14 protein-coding genes and 2 pseudogenes are annotated in these 17835 nt (G+C 65.3%); 9 read left to right on the top strand and 7 right to left on the bottom strand.

The genetic code is table 11. From position 1 onward, the window contains the following. Positions 1-51: 51 nt before the first annotated feature. Together ACLH0K_RS04675 and ACLH0K_RS04670 are read left to right on the top strand one after the other, a co-directional pair. Positions 52-1251, top strand: a complete 1200-nt coding sequence (locus tag ACLH0K_RS04675; RefSeq protein ID WP_411375671.1) for a TerC family protein — start codon at positions 52-54, stop codon at positions 1249-1251. Between the two features lie 166 nt (positions 1252-1417). After that, the gene (locus tag ACLH0K_RS04670) at positions 1418-5059 is read left to right on the top strand and encodes a TM0106 family RecB-like putative nuclease (protein WP_411375670.1); all 3642 of its coding nucleotides are present in this window, start codon (positions 1418-1420) and stop codon (positions 5057-5059) included. Between the two features lie 36 nt (positions 5060-5095). Here ACLH0K_RS04670 and ACLH0K_RS04665 read toward each other — a convergent pair whose 3' ends face one another. From ACLH0K_RS04665 to ACLH0K_RS04655, 3 genes are all read right to left on the bottom strand, one after another. Next, positions 5096-5395 carry an acylphosphatase gene (locus ACLH0K_RS04665; RefSeq protein ID WP_411375669.1) on the bottom strand — a complete coding sequence of 100 codons (300 nt, stop codon included), beginning with the start codon at positions 5393-5395 and terminating at the stop codon, positions 5096-5098. A gap of 105 nt (positions 5396-5500) precedes the next feature. Continuing rightward, entirely contained in the window at positions 5501-6418 is a 918-nt protein-coding gene (locus ACLH0K_RS04660) for a glycosidase (protein ID WP_411375668.1), read from the bottom strand. 263 nt (positions 6419-6681) lie between these two features. Further along, positions 6682-7743 carry an adenosine deaminase gene (locus ACLH0K_RS04655; protein WP_411375667.1) on the bottom strand — a complete coding sequence of 354 codons (1062 nt, stop codon included), beginning with the start codon at positions 7741-7743 and terminating at the stop codon, positions 6682-6684. A 312-nt stretch (positions 7744-8055) separates the two neighbouring features. Here ACLH0K_RS04655 and ACLH0K_RS04650 point away from each other — a divergent pair, with 312 nt between their 5' ends. Further along, on the top strand, positions 8056-8691 hold the full coding sequence (locus ACLH0K_RS04650; protein ID WP_411375666.1) for a transglycosylase family protein: 636 nt from the start codon (positions 8056-8058) through the stop codon (positions 8689-8691). A 151-nt stretch (positions 8692-8842) separates the two neighbouring features. Here the strand turns inward: ACLH0K_RS04650 and ACLH0K_RS04645 are convergent, their stop codons facing one another. Beyond that, entirely contained in the window at positions 8843-9430 is a 588-nt protein-coding gene (locus tag ACLH0K_RS04645; protein WP_411375665.1) for a hypothetical protein, read from the bottom strand. A 157-nt stretch (positions 9431-9587) separates the two neighbouring features. On the opposite strand from ACLH0K_RS04645, the gene ACLH0K_RS04640 reads away from it, so the two are divergent. From ACLH0K_RS04640 to ACLH0K_RS04625, 4 genes and pseudogenes are all read left to right on the top strand, one after another. Next, positions 9588-10493 carry an MSMEG_6728 family protein gene (locus ACLH0K_RS04640; RefSeq protein ID WP_411375664.1) on the top strand — a complete coding sequence of 302 codons (906 nt, stop codon included), beginning with the start codon at positions 9588-9590 and terminating at the stop codon, positions 10491-10493. 3 nt (positions 10494-10496) lie between these two features. After that, positions 10497-11357, top strand: a complete 861-nt coding sequence (locus ACLH0K_RS04635) for an NAD-dependent epimerase/dehydratase family protein (RefSeq protein WP_411375663.1) — start codon at positions 10497-10499, stop codon at positions 11355-11357. A gap of 314 nt (positions 11358-11671) precedes the next feature. After that, positions 11672-12010: pseudogene (locus tag ACLH0K_RS04630) on the top strand (DUF2071 domain-containing protein); the annotation flags it as partial. A gap of 61 nt (positions 12011-12071) precedes the next feature. Next, positions 12072-12299, top strand: coding sequence for a DUF2071 domain-containing protein (locus ACLH0K_RS04625; RefSeq protein ID WP_411376404.1), 228 nt, complete (start codon positions 12072-12074; stop codon positions 12297-12299). Positions 12300-12301: 2 nt separating this feature from the next. Here the strand turns inward: ACLH0K_RS04625 and ACLH0K_RS04620 are convergent, their stop codons facing one another. Next, positions 12302-12622 (bottom strand): hypothetical protein, encoded by a 321-nt coding sequence (locus tag ACLH0K_RS04620; protein WP_411375662.1) that lies wholly within the window; start codon positions 12620-12622, stop codon positions 12302-12304. Positions 12623-12714: 92 nt separating this feature from the next. Here ACLH0K_RS04620 and ACLH0K_RS04615 point away from each other — a divergent pair, with 92 nt between their 5' ends. After that, positions 12715-13512 carry a ZIP family metal transporter gene (locus ACLH0K_RS04615; protein ID WP_411375661.1) on the top strand — a complete coding sequence of 266 codons (798 nt, stop codon included), beginning with the start codon at positions 12715-12717 and terminating at the stop codon, positions 13510-13512. A 36-nt stretch (positions 13513-13548) separates the two neighbouring features. On the opposite strand, the pseudogene ACLH0K_RS04610 reads toward ACLH0K_RS04615, so the two are convergent. Beyond that, positions 13549-15974 (bottom strand): annotated as a pseudogene (locus ACLH0K_RS04610) (Tex family protein). Positions 15975-16087: 113 nt separating this feature from the next. On the opposite strand from ACLH0K_RS04610, the gene ACLH0K_RS04605 reads away from it, so the two are divergent. Continuing rightward, positions 16088-16321, top strand: coding sequence for a hypothetical protein (locus ACLH0K_RS04605; protein WP_411375660.1), 234 nt, complete (start codon positions 16088-16090; stop codon positions 16319-16321). A gap of 325 nt (positions 16322-16646) precedes the next feature. Here ACLH0K_RS04605 and ACLH0K_RS04600 read toward each other — a convergent pair whose 3' ends face one another. Next, positions 16647-17717, bottom strand: coding sequence for an alkene reductase (locus tag ACLH0K_RS04600; protein ID WP_411375659.1), 1071 nt, complete (start codon positions 17715-17717; stop codon positions 16647-16649). Between the last annotated feature and the right edge of the window lie 118 nt (positions 17718-17835).

Genomic DNA, 17835 nt, shown 5'->3' with positions numbered 1-17835 from the left:
GTAAGCATGCTTAGGTAGGCTGGAAGGACACTCCAACGAAAGGCCTGCCGCGTGGAAGTACCTTCAGTTGTCTGGACCCTGACCGTCATCGGGATTGTGGGCCTGCTGGCTTTCGATTACTTCTTCCATGTCCGCAAGGCGCACACACCATCGCTCCGGGAAGCGGCCACGTGGTCCGCCATTTACGTGGGCATCGCCCTGCTGTTTGGCCTGGGGGTTCTGTGGTTCGGCGGGCCGACCATGGGGGCGGAGTACTTCGCCGGCTACATCACCGAAAAAGCGCTGTCCGTGGACAACCTTTTCGTGTTCCTGATCATTATGGCCAGCTTCCGTGTGCCCCGTGCTGACCAGCAAAAGGTGCTGCTGTTCGGCATCGTCTTTTCACTGTTCGCCCGGACGGCGTTCATCTTCCTGGGCGCCGCCCTCATCAACAGCTTCGCCTGGGTGTTCTACATCTTCGGCCTGATCCTGCTCATCACCGCCGGCAACCTGCTGCGCCCCAATGCCCACGACGACGAGTCCGAGGGCCTGGTGGTGCGGCTCGCGAAGAGGTTCCTGCCGGCGTCGGAGCACTACGACGGCGACAAGCTCTTCACCGTTGAGAACGGCAAGCGCGTCCTTACCCCGATGCTCCTGGTGATGGTGGCCATCGGCGGCACCGACATCCTGTTCGCGCTGGACTCGATTCCGGCGATCTTCGGCCTGACGCAGAACGTGTTTATCGTGTTCACCGCCACCGCATTCTCCTTGATGGGCCTGCGGCAGCTGTACTTCCTGATCGACGGCCTGCTGGACCGCCTGATCTTCCTCTCCTACGGCCTGGCCGTGATCCTGGGTTTCATTGGCGTGAAGCTCATCCTGCACGCCCTGCATGAAAACACGCTGCCGTTCATCAACAACGGCGAGCATGTCAACGTGGTGGAAGTCAGCACCACCGTTTCGCTGAGCGTGATCCTGGGCGTCCTGCTGGTTACCGTCCTGGCCTCCATCTTCAGCCCCAAGGGCAAGGCCAAGAACGCGGTGTCCAATGCCCGGCGCCACGCCGTGGAGTACCTGGACCTCAACTATGAGACGGACATGGTGGAGCGGGACAAGATCTTCGCCAACATGTGCCGCGAGGAGGATCAGATCCGCAAGCTGCCGGAGAAGTACAAGAAGCTCATCCGCAACGAGACCGAGTTCCTGGACCTGCTGCGCCAGGCCCATACCGAGCACGACAAGGCCCAGGTGCGGGCTGACGCGGAGAGCTGACCTTCCCCTCCCCAACCAGGTAGCAGCAACTGTCGTTTTCAGGAGTCAAACCGGCAGTTGCTGCTACCTGTTTATTTGTGCCTGCCGGATTGTCAGGACCCCTTGCTAGGTTTTAATCGAGGCCAGGGGAACCCTTCCCCGGGCCGGCTGTCGATGGGGAGGCCCCGTGTTCCTGCTCGAAGCTGCCGGTACTGATGCCGGCGCCGCTCCGGACCTGGTGTTTTCTGCCAGCGACCTGGTGGCCGCCAGCGAGTGTGAGTACCGCATGCTCCGGATCCTTGACGAGAAACTGGGGCGCGCCGCAAAGGCCGAGTTTCCCGCCGACGAGATGCGCGTCCGTGCCGGCGAACTCGGTGACCAGCACGAGCAGGCAGTACTGGCCAGCCTGGTCCGCAAGTACGGCATCTGGGATGCCAGCCGCGGCGCCGGCGTCTACTGCCTGGAACGGGGGCAAAATCTTCGCGGCGAGCTGCAGGTCAGGCACGCCGAGACGGAACTCGCGCTCCGGTCCGGGGCGGACGTCGTCTTCCAGGCCACGTTCTTTGACGGCGAGTTCCTCGGCTACGCCGACTTCCTGGTCAATGAGGCTGCGGGAACGGGAAGCCCGGGCCGGTACGAGGTGTGGGACACCAAGCTCGCGCGCCATGCCAAGGTGGGGGCACTGCTCCAGCTTGCGGCCTACGGCGACCAACTCCTGGGAATGGGGCTGGATCCCTCCCCTCTCGTGACCCTGGTGCTGGGTACCAGGGTTGCCGATGGCTGGCTCCGCAGCAGCCACTCCCTCCCTGACCTCCTCCCCGTCTTCCGCGAACGACGCCGGCGCTTCCGCCAGCTGGTTGCCAGCCACCGGGCCGCCGACGCGGCGGTGCAGTGGCAGCAGTCCGGGGTTGTGCACTGCGGCAGGTGTGACTACTGCGCGGAACAGGTGCAGGCCCACCGGGACTTGTTGATGGTTGCGGGAATGTCCGTGGTGCAGCGCAAAAAGCTCCTCGGTAAGGGCATCGCCACCATCGACCAGCTGGCTGACCTTCCGGAGGCCGAAGCCCGGAATTCTGTTGCCCGGCTGCGATCCCAGGCGCGGATGCAGCTGGGCCTTGACCCTGTTGCCGGTACCCGGACATTCAACAAGGACGGCCAACCGCACAGTGTCTCGTACGCCGTGCTGCCGGACAACACGATAGGAGCGCTTCCGGCCCCCAGCCCCGGCGACATCTTCTTCGACTTTGAGGGCGACCCCCTCTGGCAGGATCCGGCCACCGGGGTGTGGGGCATTGAATACCTCTTCGGCGTCGTCGAGGCGCCAGCACCGGGCGATGAGGGCAGCCCCGTCTTCCGTCCGTTCTGGGCGCATTCCAGGTCCGGGGAACGCCGTGCCTTCCTCGACTTCCTCGAATACGTGGAGGAGCGCCGTGCCCGCTACCCGGACATGCACGTTTACCACTACGCGTCCTACGAGAAGACGGCCCTGCGGAACCTGTCGCTCGCCCATCAGGCGGGGGAAGACATCGTGGACGACTGGCTGCGCAAGGGACTTCTCGTGGATCTGTATGCCACCGTGAGGCATTCGCTGCGCATCTCCGAGGCTTCCTATTCCATCAAGAAGCTCGAACCGCTTTACATGGGGGACAACCTCCGTTCCGGTGACGTCAAGGACGCAGGGGCGTCGGTGGTCGCCTACGCCGCCTACTGCGCCGCGCGGGATGCCGGCCGCCAGGACGAAGCGGACATCATCCTCGCCTCCATCTCGGACTACAACCGGTACGACTGTCTGTCCACCCTCCGGCTCCGCGACTGGCTACTGGAAATCGCACCGCAGGCGGAGGCGAAGGGCCAGCCCGCTGAAGCAGCCGGAGATGGACAGAACGCCGCCGAACCGGTCAGGAGACCGGCAGAGCAGGCGCAGGATGACGCCGCCGAGGGAACGCTGGAGGAGGCCCGGCTTCGCGAGTACCTCAGCAGCTTGCCTGACAACCGGCCCTGGACGGACGATGAACGGGCCATTGCCATGGTGGCCGCCGCCCTGGGCTACCACCGGCGCGAGCGCAAGCAATTTTGGTGGCAGCATTTTGACAGGGTGGAAGCGCCGCTGGAGAACTGGTCGGACCAACGGAACGTGTTCGTAGTGGAATCCGCCGAGGTCGCCTCGGACTGGGCGCTGGTGAAGCCCCGGGAGCGGATGCGCACCCGGGTCCTGCGGCTGCGCGGGACCATGACCGACGGCTCGGACTTCCGGGCCGACTCCAGTTGGTGCAGGCTGTATGACGCTCCCCCGCCGGACGGCATGGCGTTACCCGGCGCGGCCCCCGGCACCAGGGCCTACTCGTTCGGCACCAGGATCAGCGAACTGTCCCCGGCGCCTGACAACCCGGAGCAGACGCTGATCACCATCGCGGAGCGCGAGTCCGGCAAAGTGGCCGCCTACCCGCACCTGCCGATGGCCCTGACCGAGGACCAGCCGCTGGCCACCGCCAGCATCGAGGCGGCCATAGCGGACATTGCCCGCGCGGTGGGGGCATCAGTTCCGTCCCTGCCCGCCCAGCCCGGGCTGGACATCCTGCGGAAGCAGCCGCCCCGGTTCCGGAACCTGCCGGCTCCGGTGGAGGTCCGCCGCCGCAGTGACGGCTCCGCGGACTATGCCACCGCAATTGCCGGTTCACTGCGGGACCTTGATCACTCGTACCTGGCTGTGCAGGGGCCTCCGGGCACGGGCAAAACGTACGTTGGTGCACATGTGATTGGCCGGCTCGTGGCCGAGGGCTGGAAGGTCGGGGTGGTGGGGCAGTCACACAACGTGGTGGAGAACCTGCTGTGTTGCGCCATCGCCGCCGGCGGTGTGGATCCGGACTTGGTGGGCAAGAAACTCAATTCCGATCACGAGGTGCCGTGGGCGGCAACGTCCGACGGCGATGTGGCGCGTCTGTTGGGAAGTGCCGGCGGGTGCCTGGTGGGCGGGACCGCGTGGACCATGACGGGGAAGGAAGTTCCCCCCGGGTCCCTGGACCTGCTGGTCATCGACGAAGCGGGGCAGTTTTCGCTGGCCAACACGCTGGCCGTGTCCCGCTCGGCCAAACGGCTGCTCCTGCTCGGCGACCCGCAGCAGCTGCCGCAGGTGAGTCAGGGGGCGCACCCGGAGCCGGTCGATGAATCCGCTCTGTGTTGGCTCGCCGCAGGCCACGCCACCCTCCCGGCCCGCCTGGGTTACTTCCTGGCGGACAGCTGGCGGATGCACCCGGAACTGTGCGCTGCCGTCTCGCGGCTCAGCTATGAGGGAAAACTGCAGTCCGCCCCGGCGCCGTCCCTTCGCAAGCTCCAAGGCCTTCCGCCGGGTGTCGAAACGATTTTCGTGGAACACAGCGGCAACGCCACCAGCTCGCCCGAGGAGGCGGCTGAGGTGGTCCGGCAGGCAAGGCGGCACCTGGGCTTGAAGTGGATTGCGGGGGCCGACACCGACGCGCGGCCGCTGGACCAGCAGGACCTCCTGGTGGTGGCTGCCTACAACGCCCAGGTCCACCTGATCCGTAAAGCCCTCGAGGAGGCGGGCATGCCCCACGTCCGCGTGGGCACGGTTGACAAGTTCCAGGGGCAGGAGGCACCCGTGGTCATCGTTTCCATGGCGTGCTCCGCTGTAGCCGAGGCTCCGCGCGGCGCTGAATTTCTGCTGAACCGGAACCGCATCAACGTGGCTGTGTCGCGCGGCCAGTGGCGGGCGGTCATCGTCCGCTCTCCAGAGCTCACCAGCTACATGCCGCACAAACCGGCGGCGCTGGAAGAGCTGGGTGCCTTCATCGGCCTGAGCCCACGGGAGTAGCCGCAAGTCTCAAACCCTGGTGTCGGTTGACTTTTGTCAGAGCGCCCGGAAGCCGTGGAAGCTGCCGTCCGCCGCGGACAGATCGTCCTCCACCCGCTCCACCCGCCCGGGCGTGCGGCCGGAGTTCAGCCAGTCGAGCAGTGCCCGGACCTGCGGCTCGGGACCTTCGGCAACCACGGCCACCGAACCGTCGTCGAGATTCCTTACCTCGCCACTCAAGCCCAACTCTTCGGCTTTGCCCATGGTCCAGAAGCGGAAGCCCACGCCTTGCACCACGCCGAACACCCGCGCGCTCAGCCGGACCGCGTAGGGCGACGCTTCGCCGTGGCTGGCCATGGTGCTCCTTCTGGACTCCCGCTCCGGCCGACCCAACCAGGTAGCAGTAACTGCCGTTATGAGGCCCCATGACGGCAGTTGGCGCTACCTGGTTGGGCGGCGGGGCTAGTTGATGGTGATGTCGCGGGTGGCGTGGTTGTACCGGATGGTCACAGTGCCACCGGCGTGGTGCAGTTCGTGGTTGGGGCCATCAAAAGTGCCGAACGCGCCGTAGTTCTCGTCCCAGGACCGGTTCAGTGCGATCTTGAACGTGTAGTAGCCGGCAGGCAGTTCGGCGCTCTTCTTCCACAGCTGGTCCAGGAAGTCGAACTCCATCTGCGCTTCGTCGTACTGCGGCGCCCAGTTCTCCGGCGCACCCAGGATGGTGTTGAAGTCACCGGCCACCGCAACAGCTTCGGGCTGCGGGTGCGTCTCGACGTCCGGGCCTTCGAACGGTTCGGATGCGGCAGGTTCGGCCGCGGTGGCAGCCTTGTCCGGGGTCTTGGTCTTGCGCACGGCCTTGACCACGGGTTCCACGGCTTCTTCCAGGACCTTGGCTGCCTTGCCCACGGCTGCGGCGGCCTTCTTGGCAGGTGCCTTCTTTGCAGCCGGCTTCTTGGCCGCTTCCTTCGCCACCGGCTCGCCGGGTGTGGCGAGCTTCAGCGTGAATCCTTCGGGAGCGGTGGGAACCGGGGTGCCGGCAGGAACAGGAGCGCCGGCGTCGAGCGCTGTTGCAAAGGAAACCGGATCCGGGAAGGCAACAGTGGCGCGCATGCCGTCCTCGGTGATGGTCCAGCCCGAGCGGCCCTTCACAAGCCAGCCGGTCTTCACCAGCTTGGCCGTGGCGGACGTGAGGGTCTTGTGGCCGCGGGGAATACCGCCGCTGAGCAGTTCGGCCTCGTGCTCGTTGAAGGGAACCCTGGCGGTTGCTTCCCCGAGAACCTGGCCGGCGTTCAGCGCTTCGCCTGCCCACACACCTTCGGTCAGGACATCCAGCACGGTCTTGAGTCGAAGGAACGTGTTTTCTGCGGTGGTCTTGGCCATGATTCCCCTTTTTATGAGAGCGATCCGTCTTAGGCATCTTGCCAACTGCTCGTGAAATCGCGCGACTTTGATTGGTTAATTCTGCGTGTCGTGACCGACTATGAAGCCAATACCACAACAACTGAGGCGCCGGTCTCGGGTACGAGGGCTGTCTGCATAACCCTGAAGCGCTGGCATGGGCGCCGCCCTGCACTCCCGGAACACGCCTGCGGCACTTAGTTTAGCCGCACGGGGACGTGCTTGTTGCCTGGCACACAGCACCGTCAGGGCGTGGCGTCCCCGCCGTTAAGCTCTTCCAGCAGTTCCGCCTTCCGTTCCTCTGACGCAAAGGACGAATGGATTGAGTTTGCAGCAAGCCGGGCCCTGTCGAAATTGGACAGTTCGAAGACCGCCTGCAGCTGCGCGAAGTTGTCATCCACGTAACCGCCGAAGTACGCCGGATCGTCTGAATTCACGGAGACGTTGAGGCCGGCGGCGAGCATGGCCGGCAGCGGGTGGTCCGAGAGGGTATCGACCGCCCGCAGCCGCACGTTCGATAAAGGGCACACGGTCAGCGGTATACGTTCCCGCACGAGGCGCTCCACCAGGTCCGGGTCATCCATGCAGCGGATGCCGTGGTCGATACGCTCCACTTTGAGGATGTCCAGGGCTTCGATGATGTACGACGCCGGGCCCTCCTCGCCTGCGTGTGCCGTCAGCCGCAACCCTGCCCCGCGGGCTTTGGCGTAGAGCCGCTCGAATTTGGCCGGCGGGTTGCCCACCTCCGCAGAGTCCAGTCCAATAGCCCCGATGGGTGCGTCCATGGCCAGCAGCCCGTCCAGGACTTCCAGGGCGGAATCCTCGGGGAGGTCGCGGAGGAAGGCTGCGATCAGCATTGTGCTGATCCCGAAGTCCTCCTTGGAGGTGGCCAGCACAGAGGCCACTCCGTTGACGCAGGTTTCAAGGGAAATTCCGCGTGACAGGTGCGCCTGCGGGTCCATCATGATTTCCGCGTGCCGGACACCCGCGGCCGCCGCTCGTTCCAGGTACGCGTGGGTCATGGCCGCAAAGTCCTCTTCCGTCTGCAGTACGGCCATGTTGGCGTAGTACAGGTCGAGGAACGACTGCAGGTCAGTGAACTCATACCGCCGCCGCAGCTCGTCGATATCGGAATACGGGAGGGTGATGCCGTTCCGCTCAGCAAGGGCGAAGATCAGCTCAGGTTGCAGGGTTCCTTCGATATGCAGGTGCAGTTCGGCCACCGGAAGGAGCCGGGCAGGAATGCCTGCTTCTGATTCCACCGCTGCAGTTTCGGGCACGGCGCTGGTGCCGGCAAAGTTTTCCATCCGGTCAGGATAGTCCTCCCGCTGAATTCCCGCCCATGGACAGTTCCATAAGGGTGCAGGGCGGACACGCACCGCGTCTGCTCCAAACCTGCCCCTCCCTGTGCAGCAGATCTCGATTTGATAACGGCCCTGCTATCCCCTAGCGTGAAAAGCAGGCCCGCCAATGCGGGTGCAGGAATGCCCGGTGCTGCCTCCACCAGAACTGCCCAATGGCAGCCACCGAACGTGACCTCTATTCGTCAGGGGCGGGCAGTGGCGCGATGATCTCCGGGGACGGAACCAGCGCCGGTGGCCTTCAGGAGCATCACCACAATGAAAAACACCACATTCCGTACTGTCGCGCGCCGTGGAGCAACCGTGGCCGCAATTTCAGCCGCTGGCCTGGCACTTTCCGCCACTGCGGCCAACGCAACCACCAGCACCTCCACGTGGGATGCGCTGGCGCAGTGTGAAAGCGGCGGCAACTGGGCCACCAATACCGGCAACGGATACTCCGGCGGCCTGCAGTTCAGCCCCAGCACGTGGTCCGCATACGGCGGCACCGGCTCCCCGGCGGATGCCAGCCGCGAGCAGCAGATCGCAGTTGCCGAGCAGGTCCAGGCCTCGCAGGGCTGGGGGGCCTGGCCTTCGTGCGCCGCGCAGCTTGGCTTGAGCGGAGGCGGCACCGGAAGCGTTCCGGTCCAGCAGGCCCAGGCCTACCAGGCGCCTGTCCAGCAGGTCCAGGCCGCGCCGGTACAGGCCACCGTCCACGTTCCTGCCGCGAGGCACGCCACGGCCGTCGCCCTCAGCGGCGAGACCTACACACTGCAGGCCGGCGACACCCTGAGCATCGTGGCCGACAAGCTGGGCATTGCCGGCGGCTGGCAGCACCTCGCCGACGCCAACCTGGATACCATTTCGGACCCGAACCTCGTCTTCGAGGGCCAGGTCCTCAAGCTTCCTGCCTAGAAGCTCACCTGCAGCTGAAGCAGCTGCCCCAGCCCTCGCAGGGGCTTTCCGAACAGGTCGGCGATAGACAAATTCCGTTGACCAAAAACGACGCCGGCCCGCCCCCACGAGGGGAGTGCCGGCGTCGTCCTTTAAACCTGCAAGCCCGCGATCAGGCAGCAGGCAACTCTCGGACTATCCGCACCTTCCAGGCGGATTCGTCGCTGGTGTCCAGCAGGGCGACGGTGCCGTGCGCCAGGTTCAGTGCCACGCGCTTGACGGCGAGGAGCTCCAGGTAGAGGTGCTCGTTCATGCGGCTGGGGGTGTCGATCACGTACTTCACGGCGTCGCGCACCTTACGGTAGTTGGCGCTGCGTTCACGGTGCATGTGCAATTCCAGGGCCGACTTCTGCTGGATCCTCGGCTCGTGCCTGTTCAGCAGGGTGACTGCGGTGTGCACGCCCACCACGAGGGCAAGCGAAACGACATAAATCCACCAGCCGCTGGACAGCAGGAACAGCGGCAGGTTACCGATGGCGACGATCGCAATCACAACCCGGAGGGCGGCGATACGGCGCATGGTCTTGGCGACGGCGGCGATGCCGTCGCGGAAACGGTGCTGTTCCTTGCGGGCCGCATGGGGATCGATGGTGAACTCGTCAAGGACGAGGACGCCGTTGGCCTCCGGGCCCAACATCTGGCCGAAGCGGGGTGCGGACGAGTGCGTTTTTCCGGTGGTCTTTTCAGGTGTTAAGGTCATGATAGTGCTTCCAGAACGCTGGGGTGGTTGCGGAGATCTTAGTGGTTTTAGCACCTGCCCGTATGCATCTGTCCACTATCCGGACGCCTCTACGGATCCGCCTGTGGCTCCCGGCACTGTAATTGGAACATCAGCACGCTGCCGTCAGACTGAATAGATGCAAACATTCCTCCCGTATCCCGACTTCCGGCAAAGCGCCGCAGCCCTGGACACCGCCCGGCTCGGCAAGCAGCGGGTGGAAGCCCTCCAGACACTCCGCGCCCTGGTCATTCCCGGGTACGGCTGGCAGACCCATCCGGCCATCCGGATGTGGATGGGCTACGTGCCGGCGCTGACCATGTACGGGCTCGCAATGGTGGACGAGTGGACCAAGCGCGGCCATCCGGACAACACCCGCGCAAACATCACCGAGTTCGCTCCGCAGGCGGCGCACCCGGACTACGCCTCGAAGATCCCCATGCCGCCGTGGCTTGGGGATCCCGACCTCCATCTCAGCCACCGGTCCAAGCTGGTCCACAAGGCGCCCAAGATCTACAGCTCCGTCTTTCCGGACGCAGTCCCGGACATGGCCTACGTCTGGCCCGAGCCCAAGCACGAATTCCTGCCGCAGGAACCCGAGGGAGACCTGCTCTGGATCCTTCGCGATCCGCACGACGACATCGACCCGCAGACCCTGGATACGGTTGCCCTGCCGCCCGTCAACGGAATAATGCCCGCCGCCACAAGCGATGAGTACGCTCCGGTCTACTTGGAGGAAACCTCGCGGCGCCCGTCCCGGGAGCCGCGCAAGGCGCCAGCCAAGCCGCAGGTCAAGAAGCCCACGCGCAAGCGCATTGCCCAGGAGGAGGCTTTCGCCACCCTTCCGGGCAAGACGCCGTTGGCAGTCCCGTTTGAGCACGGCAGCAAGTTCGCCGTGGGGCAGGTGATGGGTCGGCCCATCACCCTCGAGGACGGCAGGTTTGGCCGGCACTTCACCGTCACTGAAATCATCGACCGCTCCGCTTTTGCCTACCCCGCGCTCCTTCAGGACCCCCGGGTGTTCTTTGCGGTGGAGGCTCCGTAGCCCATGACCATCCTCATGGCCGGGTGCGGTGACTTGGGAACAGAAGCGGGCCTGCGGTTCGCCGCGCTGGGGCACCGAGTGGTGGGATGGCGCCGCTCCCCCGCCATACTGCCGCCGCAAATTCAGGGCGAGGCCGCTGACCTTCGTTCCGGGAACCTGCCGCGGATCCCGGCGGACACCGCCGCCGTCGTCATTGCCGTTGCTGCCGACTCGCCAACGGAGGAGGCTTACCGTGCGGCGTACCTTGACGGCGTCACGCATGTGTTGGACGCGTTGGAGCGCGACGGCGTGCGGCCGGGGCGGGTGCTTTTCGTCTCCTCCACTGCTGTCTATGGCGACGCCGGCGGCGGCTGGGTGGACGAAGGCACGGCACCGGAGCCGGGCGGCTTCTCCGGGCGGGTCCTGGTTGAAGCTGAAGACCTGTTGCTGTCCAGGCTTGCGGGGACCGGGACTTCGGCGGTGTCCCTGCGGCTGGGCGGGATTTACGGGCCCGGCAGGACCAGGCTGATAGACCAGGTACGGAGCGGGTCAGCAGTGGTTCCCCAGGATGTCCGCTACACCAACAGGATCCACCGCGATGACGCCGCGGGTGCCATCGTGCACCTTGTTTCAATGGCTGCTTCGCCCGCTCCTGTTTATATCGGCGTGGATGACGATCCTGCTGATCTCGGTTCCGTGCTGCGGTTCCTGGCGTCCGAAATGGGACTGCCTGAGCCACCTGTCGGTGACGCCGGGCCTGCGCGCGCCGGAAATAAGCGGTGCCGCAATAGTCTGCTGCGCTCAACGGGCTTCAGCTTCACTTTTCCGTCTTTCCGGGAAGGGTACCGGGACATCTTCGCCGGAAACAGCGTCCGCCATCCCTGACTCACGCTGCCGCGCGCCCTCCTGCCCGTCGGCTGGCGCTTAGGCTGGCAGCCTAGGAATTCTTTGGCGAAGCGGACGGAGCACGGGTGGACTTTCGGCACATCATCGAAACTGTTGGTTAGCTCGTGGACTTCGCCGGGGTGGCGGTCATGGTTTTTGGCGCCCTGGTGTCCATTCCGTTGGCTCTACGCGGGTACCGGCCACGGAGGCTGCGGGGCGGCAACGAGGAACTGAGCTTCATGTTGCCCTTGCGTACGTAAGCCGTGCGTTGAAGACTCGAGTCACCAGCCAAACCCCCGCGGGAAGAGACGGCAGTGGACGAGACGCAGAACGCAGCAGCGCTTTGGCCAGCCCCTCCTGCGCTGCGTCCGCCAATCTTCACGGAACAGCGGTGGACTCGCGCGGTTTTCCTTCATTGGCGGTTATCGGAAGCAGTGGCGGCGCGCTACATACCGCCGGGGGCTACGCCGGACACCTTCGACGGGACAGCGTGGGTGGGCCTCATTGGTTTCCGAATGAAGAATGCAGGGATTGGGCGGGGGCCTGGAATCCCGTACTTTGGCAGCTTTAATGAGGTCAATGTCCGCCTCTACTCCCGGGAGCCGGACGGCACCCGGGGAGTGGTATTTCTAAGCCTCGACGCGAACCGGCTCCCCGTTGTCCTAGCGGCCCGCGCGGCAGAAGTGCCCTACGTCTGGTCCCGGGTTAGTCAGTATCGCTTGGCACCTCAAGCTCCGGGCGGGGCCGGAGCGGGGACGGACAATTTACATTCCCAACTCCCACGAGCCGTGGCCGCTCTACACCGCCGAGCTCCACGGCTTCGAGGACGGCCTGGTCGCGGCCGCCGGAATCGGGGTCAACGGGCCCCCGGAGTCAATCCTGTTCTCGCCGGGAGTGCGCGCCCGGTTCGGCCTGCCGCGGGTTGTGCCAGGCGAAGCTTAGGCTCAGGCGTCGCGCCAGCCTTGGCCTTCGCTGAAGGTAGCCACGAGTGTGCCGACGCCTGGCTGCAGCGAGTTTGACGGGTCGAAATACAGCGAAGCCTCCGACGCCCGGCTGTGCGTGATCAGTTGCTCCGCTTCCACCTTCGCTTCAGGGACAGTGGCCCCAATGATCCCGGTCCGGGCAGGCAGTTCCGAGGTGTGCACCACATCGGTCGCCGTCTCGCTCAGCGGGATGGTGGTGCCGGAGTTGATCTCATCGTGCGGGAAAGCAAACTCGCCATCCTCGGGTGCTGCAGGAATGGTGTACTCCAGGAAATAGGTCATCACCCCACCTTCGCAGAAAGCCCGCATGGCCGAAAGTCCAAGGTCATGATCTGCGTATTCCCACGTCAACCCCGCCCTCCTATACTTACCGCATGTTGATGTCGCTGTGGTTCGGCGTCATAGCATCCAGTGCTCTCATCCTGGGTGCCCTCATCGGTGTCCGGTTTGAACTTCCCAAGCGGCTCCTCGCGATGCTTTTGGCCTTCGCCGCAGGATCACTCATCACGGCCCTGGCTTTCGAACTGTTCGAGGATGCCTACGAACACGGCGGTATTATCCGGGCCGCCCTGGGCTTGATGGTCGGGGCTATAGTGTTCACGGTCCTCAGCGCGCTCCTGGACCGGTGGGCGCAGGCGGGCGAACAAAAACATGCCAAGCCGGCCGACGAGTTCGAAGGCAGCGCCAAGCTCGACACTGACGCAGCCGCGAGCGACATGCGCGCCACTTCGGCATCAACCAAAGGCGCCGCCGGAATGGCTCTCCTGGCGGCCGTCACCCTTGACGGTGTCCCGGAAAACGTGGCCTTGGGAATCTCGCTCGGTGAAGGGACCGGCGGCCTGGCCCTGCTGGCGGCCATCTTTGTCTCCAACCTGCCCGAAGCCCTCGTCGGATCGGCCTCGATGCGCAGCCAGGGCCGTTCCACCGGCAATATCCTCGGGCTCTGGCTGGCGTGCGCTGCACTGCTGGTGATCGCCGTCGTAATCGGGGCAGGCCCGCTCAGCGGAACCGACCCGGAGGCAATCTCCCTGCCGCTCGCCTTTGCTGCCGGCGCCGTCATCGCCTCCCTGGCGGACACGTTGATGCCCGAGGCGTACGAGCATGGAGGTCCCGCAGTGGCGCTCAGTACTGCCGGAGGTTTCGTCCTGGCCTTCGTCCTGTCACTCGCATAGCAACTTTGCCGTACAGGAGCCGCGCAACCAGGGTCCCTATTTCCCCAGCCCGGCCCTCCGCAGGGCGTCCGCCAGAGCCGTGTCCGCCGGGACAGGCCTTGGAGCAGAGTTGTCCCTGCCCCCCGCTCTGGCAGCATTCCTGCCTCCGGATGTCTGCGGTTCCTGCCGCCGGCCACGACCGGACTCCTGCCGCCCGCCACGATCAGGCGTCTGCTGCCGCCCGCCCAGGCTGCCGCGCCCGCCTGACGAGGGTTCGTCGTCGAGCCTCAGCGTCAGGGAGATCCTCTTACGTTCCGGATCAGCCTCCAGGACCTTCACGCGGACCACCTGGCCCGACTTCACCACCTCACGGGGGTCGGACACAAAACGGTTCGCCAGCGCAGAAACGTGGACCAGGCCGTCCTGGTGGACCCCGACGTCGACGAATGCCCCGAATGCGGCAACATTCGTCACCGTTCCCTCCAGCACCATTCCAGGCTTGAGGTCCGAGATCTTCTCGATACCTTCGGAGAAGGCAGCGGCCGTGAAGGCAGGGCGGGGATCACGCCCGGGCTTATCCAGCTCGGCCAGGATGTCCGTGACAGTCGGCAGGCCGAACGTATCATCGACGAAGTCCCGGGGATTCAGGGAGGAAGCGGGGGCAGACCCGGCAGCAACCAGGATCTTCCGCGCCACAGAGTAGGCCTCGGGATGGACGCTGGAGGCATCAAGCGGCTCCGTTCCCCCGGTGATCCGCAGGAAGCCTGCGCACTGTTCGAACGCCTTGGCTCCCAGCCGCGGGACTTTCTTGAGGTCGGCGCGCTTTGCAAATGGACCATGCTCGTTCCGATAGGCCACGATGTTCTCGCTGAGCAGGGGTCCGACGCCGGCCACCCGGCTCAGGAGCGCCGGCGACGCGGTGTTGACGTCCACGCCTACGGCGTTCACGCAGTCCTCCACTACGGCATCCAGGCTGCGGTCCAGCTTTGATGCCGTCACATCGTGCTGGTACTGGCCAACGCCGATGGACTTCGGATCGATCTTGACCAGTTCGGCGAGCGGATCCTGCAGGCGACGGGCAATCGAAACCGCGCCGCGAAGGGAAACATCCATGCCCGGCAGTTCTGCGGCTGCCAGCGCGGACGCCGAGTACACGGAAGCTCCGGCCTCGGACACCACCAGTTTTTGCGGCTTCCGGTCCACGTCCGGCAGCAGCTTGATCAGCTCTGCTGCCAGCTTGTCGGTCTCGCGCGACGCGGTGCCGTTGCCTATCGCTATGAGTTCGACGGCGTGCTGCCGCGCGAGCCGCGCCAGGGTCGCCAGGGCCTCATCCCATTTCCGGGCGGGGGCGTGCGGGTACACAGTGTCGGTGGCCACCACCTTTCCGGTGCCGTCAACCACCGCAACTTTGACGCCAGTGCGGAGACCGGGATCGAGGCCGAGCGTGCCCGGTTTCCGGCCGGAGCGGCAAGCAGGACATCACGAAGGTTCGCTGCGAAGACGCGGACTGCTTCGTCCTCTGCTGCGGCGAACATCCTGCCGCGGAGGTCTGCGGTGAGGCGGGCGAGGACGCGGGAGCGCCAGGCTGACTGCGCGGTCTGCATCAACCAGGTATCGGCGGGACGGCCGCGGTCGGCGACCCCGAGGAACCTGGCCACTGCGGACTCGTAACGGGAGCGCGCGGCGGCCAGGGCGTCGTCGTCGGCGGGATCTGCCTCCGCGAGGTCGAGTTCAAGGACGCCGTCCTTCTCGCCGCGCAACAATGCCAGCACCCGGTGGGAGGGCATGCCGGCGGGTGCCTGCGCGAACTCGAAGTAATCAGCGAACTTCTGGCCTTCCGCTTCCTTGCCCTTCCTGACACGCGACACCATGCGGCCCTGCGTCCAGAGCCGCTCCCGCAGGGTCGCGGCCAGGTCGGGGTCCTGGGCCACGCGCTCCACAAGGATGGCGCGGGCGCCGGCGAGCGCTGCCGCGGGGTCACCAATGGCATGCTCCGTGTTGAGGTATTTGGCCGCTTCCCGTTCCGGGTCAAGGTGCGGGCGCTTGAGCAGTGCATCGGCCAGGGGTTCCAGTCCTGCTTCCCTGGCGATCTGGGCCTTCGTCCGGCGCTTGGATTTGAAGGGCAGGTAGATGTCCTCGAGCCGTGATTTGGTGTCCGCGGCGAGGATCGCCTTTTTGAGCTCCGGCGTCAACTGGCCTTGCGCTTCGACAGCTTCCAGCACCGTGCGACGGCGGTCTTCGAGTTCGCGCAGGTAGCGCAGGCGGTCCTCGAGTTCCCGGAGCTGGCTGTCGTCGAGCGTCCCCGTGGCTTCCTTTCGGTACCGGGCGATGAAGGGAACTGTCGATCCGCCGTCGAGCAGTTCAACCGCGGCCTTAACCTGCCATGGCTTGACGCCGAGTTCGGCAGCGATCTGGGCGTAAATGGCATCGTCCGGTTTGGGAGCTGCGTTTAAAACGGAAGGGGCTTGCGGCAGTTGAGTCACCAGAACATCTTGCCCTACCTCCCTGCCCGGCTCCACTGGGCGGAAGGCCGCTTGCGCACACAGCTCCCGCAACCCAGGCAGAGGTATTCCGCTGCCGCCCGCAAAGTGCTGTAGTGGAGGTGCCGCCAGGCATCACGCTCGAGGAAGAGGCCGCCATGCGGGAACTGCTGATTGTGTTTCAGGAGGGGTTCGAGGAAGCCAACATCACCGTGACGGTAAACGGAAAGCAGGTCCGGCGGGACCTGGATGTCTCCACCAACCCGCACCTCGGTATCGCGTCCGAGGTCTCCGTCGAACTGCCGGCAAAGGGCGCGCAGGTGGGTTTGAGGTCACCAACCGCGGGCTGAAGGCAATCACGAAGGTGACCGGCAAGCCGAAAAGCGTGCTCGTCTCCATCGAGGACGGCAAGCTCATCATGAAGGAGGGCACGGGCCGGGAGGCGCTTTTGTAGCAGGCCCATCCTGTTACAAAACAGACCCTAGTAAAAGTAAATTCGATGGAGTACCATCGTCTCACCGCCGGCTTTCAGGGGGTCCGGCGGGCCAAATTGGACCGTCAGCCGGAAGCCGTCGGATGGCTTTCGGCGGTCGCTGCCGGTTCCAGCACACCGCGCAGCCAACAACGACGGCGGCACCCAAAGCCGGGTGCCGCCGTCGATACTTTTGTTGGTGCTTAGCCTTGGTACGCCGGGTAGTCGGTGTAACCTTCGGCGCCCTCTGCGTAGAACGTGGAGGGGTCCGGCTGGTTCAGGGGAAGGCTTTCCTTCCAGCGGCGGGCGAGGTCCGGATTGGCGATAGCGGGCCGGCCCACCACCACCGCGTCGGCATGCCCGTCGGCAACAAGCGTGACTGCTTCCTCACGGGTGGTCACGACATTGAAGCCGGTGTTCACCAGGAAGGCGCCGCCGAATCGGGCGCGGAGGTCCTGCACGAGTTCGCCTGTGGGCTCGTGGTGCAGGATGCTCAGGTAGGCGAGGTTGAGCGGGGCGATGCTGTCCACCAGGACTTCGTAAGTGGCCCGGACGTCTGCGGGATCCGTTTCCGCGATGCCCTGGACGTTGTGCTCCGGGGAGATCCGGATGCCCACCCGGTTGGGGCCAAGGGCCGCGACGACGGCGTTCACCGCTTCAATGACGAACCGGGCCCGGTTTTCCGGGGACCCGCCGTAGCTGTCGCTGCGGATATTCGAATTGGGCGCCAAGAATTCGTGCAGCAGGTAGCCGTTGGCGGAGTGGAGTTCCACCCCGTCGAAGCCGGCCTCGATGGCGTTCAGCGAAGCGTTGACGATTTCCTGGATCACCATGGGAAGTTCATCGGTGGTGAGGGCGTGCGGGACCGGGTATGGCTGCTTCCCGGACGGGGTGCGGACCTCACCCTCGATGGCGACGGCGCTCGGAGCCACAATGCGGTGGCCGCCGGTGATGTCCGGGTGCGAGACCCGTCCGCCGTGCATGATCTGCGCGAACATCCGGCCGCCTTCGGCGTGAACGGCGTCAGTGACCTTCTTCCAGCCTGCCACCTGGGCCTCGGTGATAATGCCCGGCTGCCCGGGGTAGGAGCGGCCGGCCGGGCTGGGGTAGGTCCCTTCGCTGACGATGAGCCCCAGGGAGGCGCGCTGGCGGTAATGCTCGACGACGAGCGGTCCCGGGACTCCTTCCTCACCCGCACGCAGACGGGTCAAGGGGGCCATGACCAGCCGGTTTGGGAGTTCAAGTTCGCCGAGGGTGAGCGGGGAAAACAGCATGCACAGGTCCTTTCAAAGGCTGATAACGTACTGCTCATGCCAACTGGGGCGCGCGTGCAACTATTCCGGATGCGATGCGAATCACACCGGCGGCGGTTTTTTGGCCCGCGACAGCGGC

Source organism: Arthrobacter sp. MPF02 (assembly GCF_046605375.1).
Taxonomy (GTDB): domain Bacteria; phylum Actinomycetota; class Actinomycetes; order Actinomycetales; family Micrococcaceae; genus Arthrobacter.
This window is presented reverse-complemented; position numbering and strand designations above follow the sequence as displayed.

Excerpts from the sequence above, each read along its gene's own strand:
- ACLH0K_RS04615 (WP_411375661.1), top strand. The coding sequence starts at position 12,715 with ATGTTGATGTCGCTGTGGTTCGGCGTCATAGCATCCAGTGCTCTCATC.
- ACLH0K_RS04640 (WP_411375664.1), top strand. The coding sequence starts at position 9,588 with ATGCAAACATTCCTCCCGTATCCCGACTTCCGGCAAAGCGCCGCAGCC.
- ACLH0K_RS04620 (WP_411375662.1), bottom strand. The coding sequence starts at position 12,622 with ATGACCTATTTCCTGGAGTACACCATTCCTGCAGCACCCGAGGATGGC.
- ACLH0K_RS04645 (WP_411375665.1), bottom strand. The coding sequence starts at position 9,430 with ATGACCTTAACACCTGAAAAGACCACCGGAAAAACGCACTCGTCCGCA.
- ACLH0K_RS04655 (WP_411375667.1), bottom strand. The coding sequence starts at position 7,743 with ATGGAAAACTTTGCCGGCACCAGCGCCGTGCCCGAAACTGCAGCGGTG.
- ACLH0K_RS04660 (WP_411375668.1), bottom strand. The coding sequence starts at position 6,418 with ATGGCCAAGACCACCGCAGAAAACACGTTCCTTCGACTCAAGACCGTG.
- ACLH0K_RS04635 (WP_411375663.1), top strand. The coding sequence starts at position 10,497 with ATGACCATCCTCATGGCCGGGTGCGGTGACTTGGGAACAGAAGCGGGC.
- ACLH0K_RS04650 (WP_411375666.1), top strand. The coding sequence starts at position 8,056 with ATGAAAAACACCACATTCCGTACTGTCGCGCGCCGTGGAGCAACCGTG.
- ACLH0K_RS04665 (WP_411375669.1), bottom strand. The coding sequence starts at position 5,395 with ATGGCCAGCCACGGCGAAGCGTCGCCCTACGCGGTCCGGCTGAGCGCG.
- ACLH0K_RS04600 (WP_411375659.1), bottom strand. The coding sequence starts at position 17,717 with ATGCTGTTTTCCCCGCTCACCCTCGGCGAACTTGAACTCCCAAACCGG.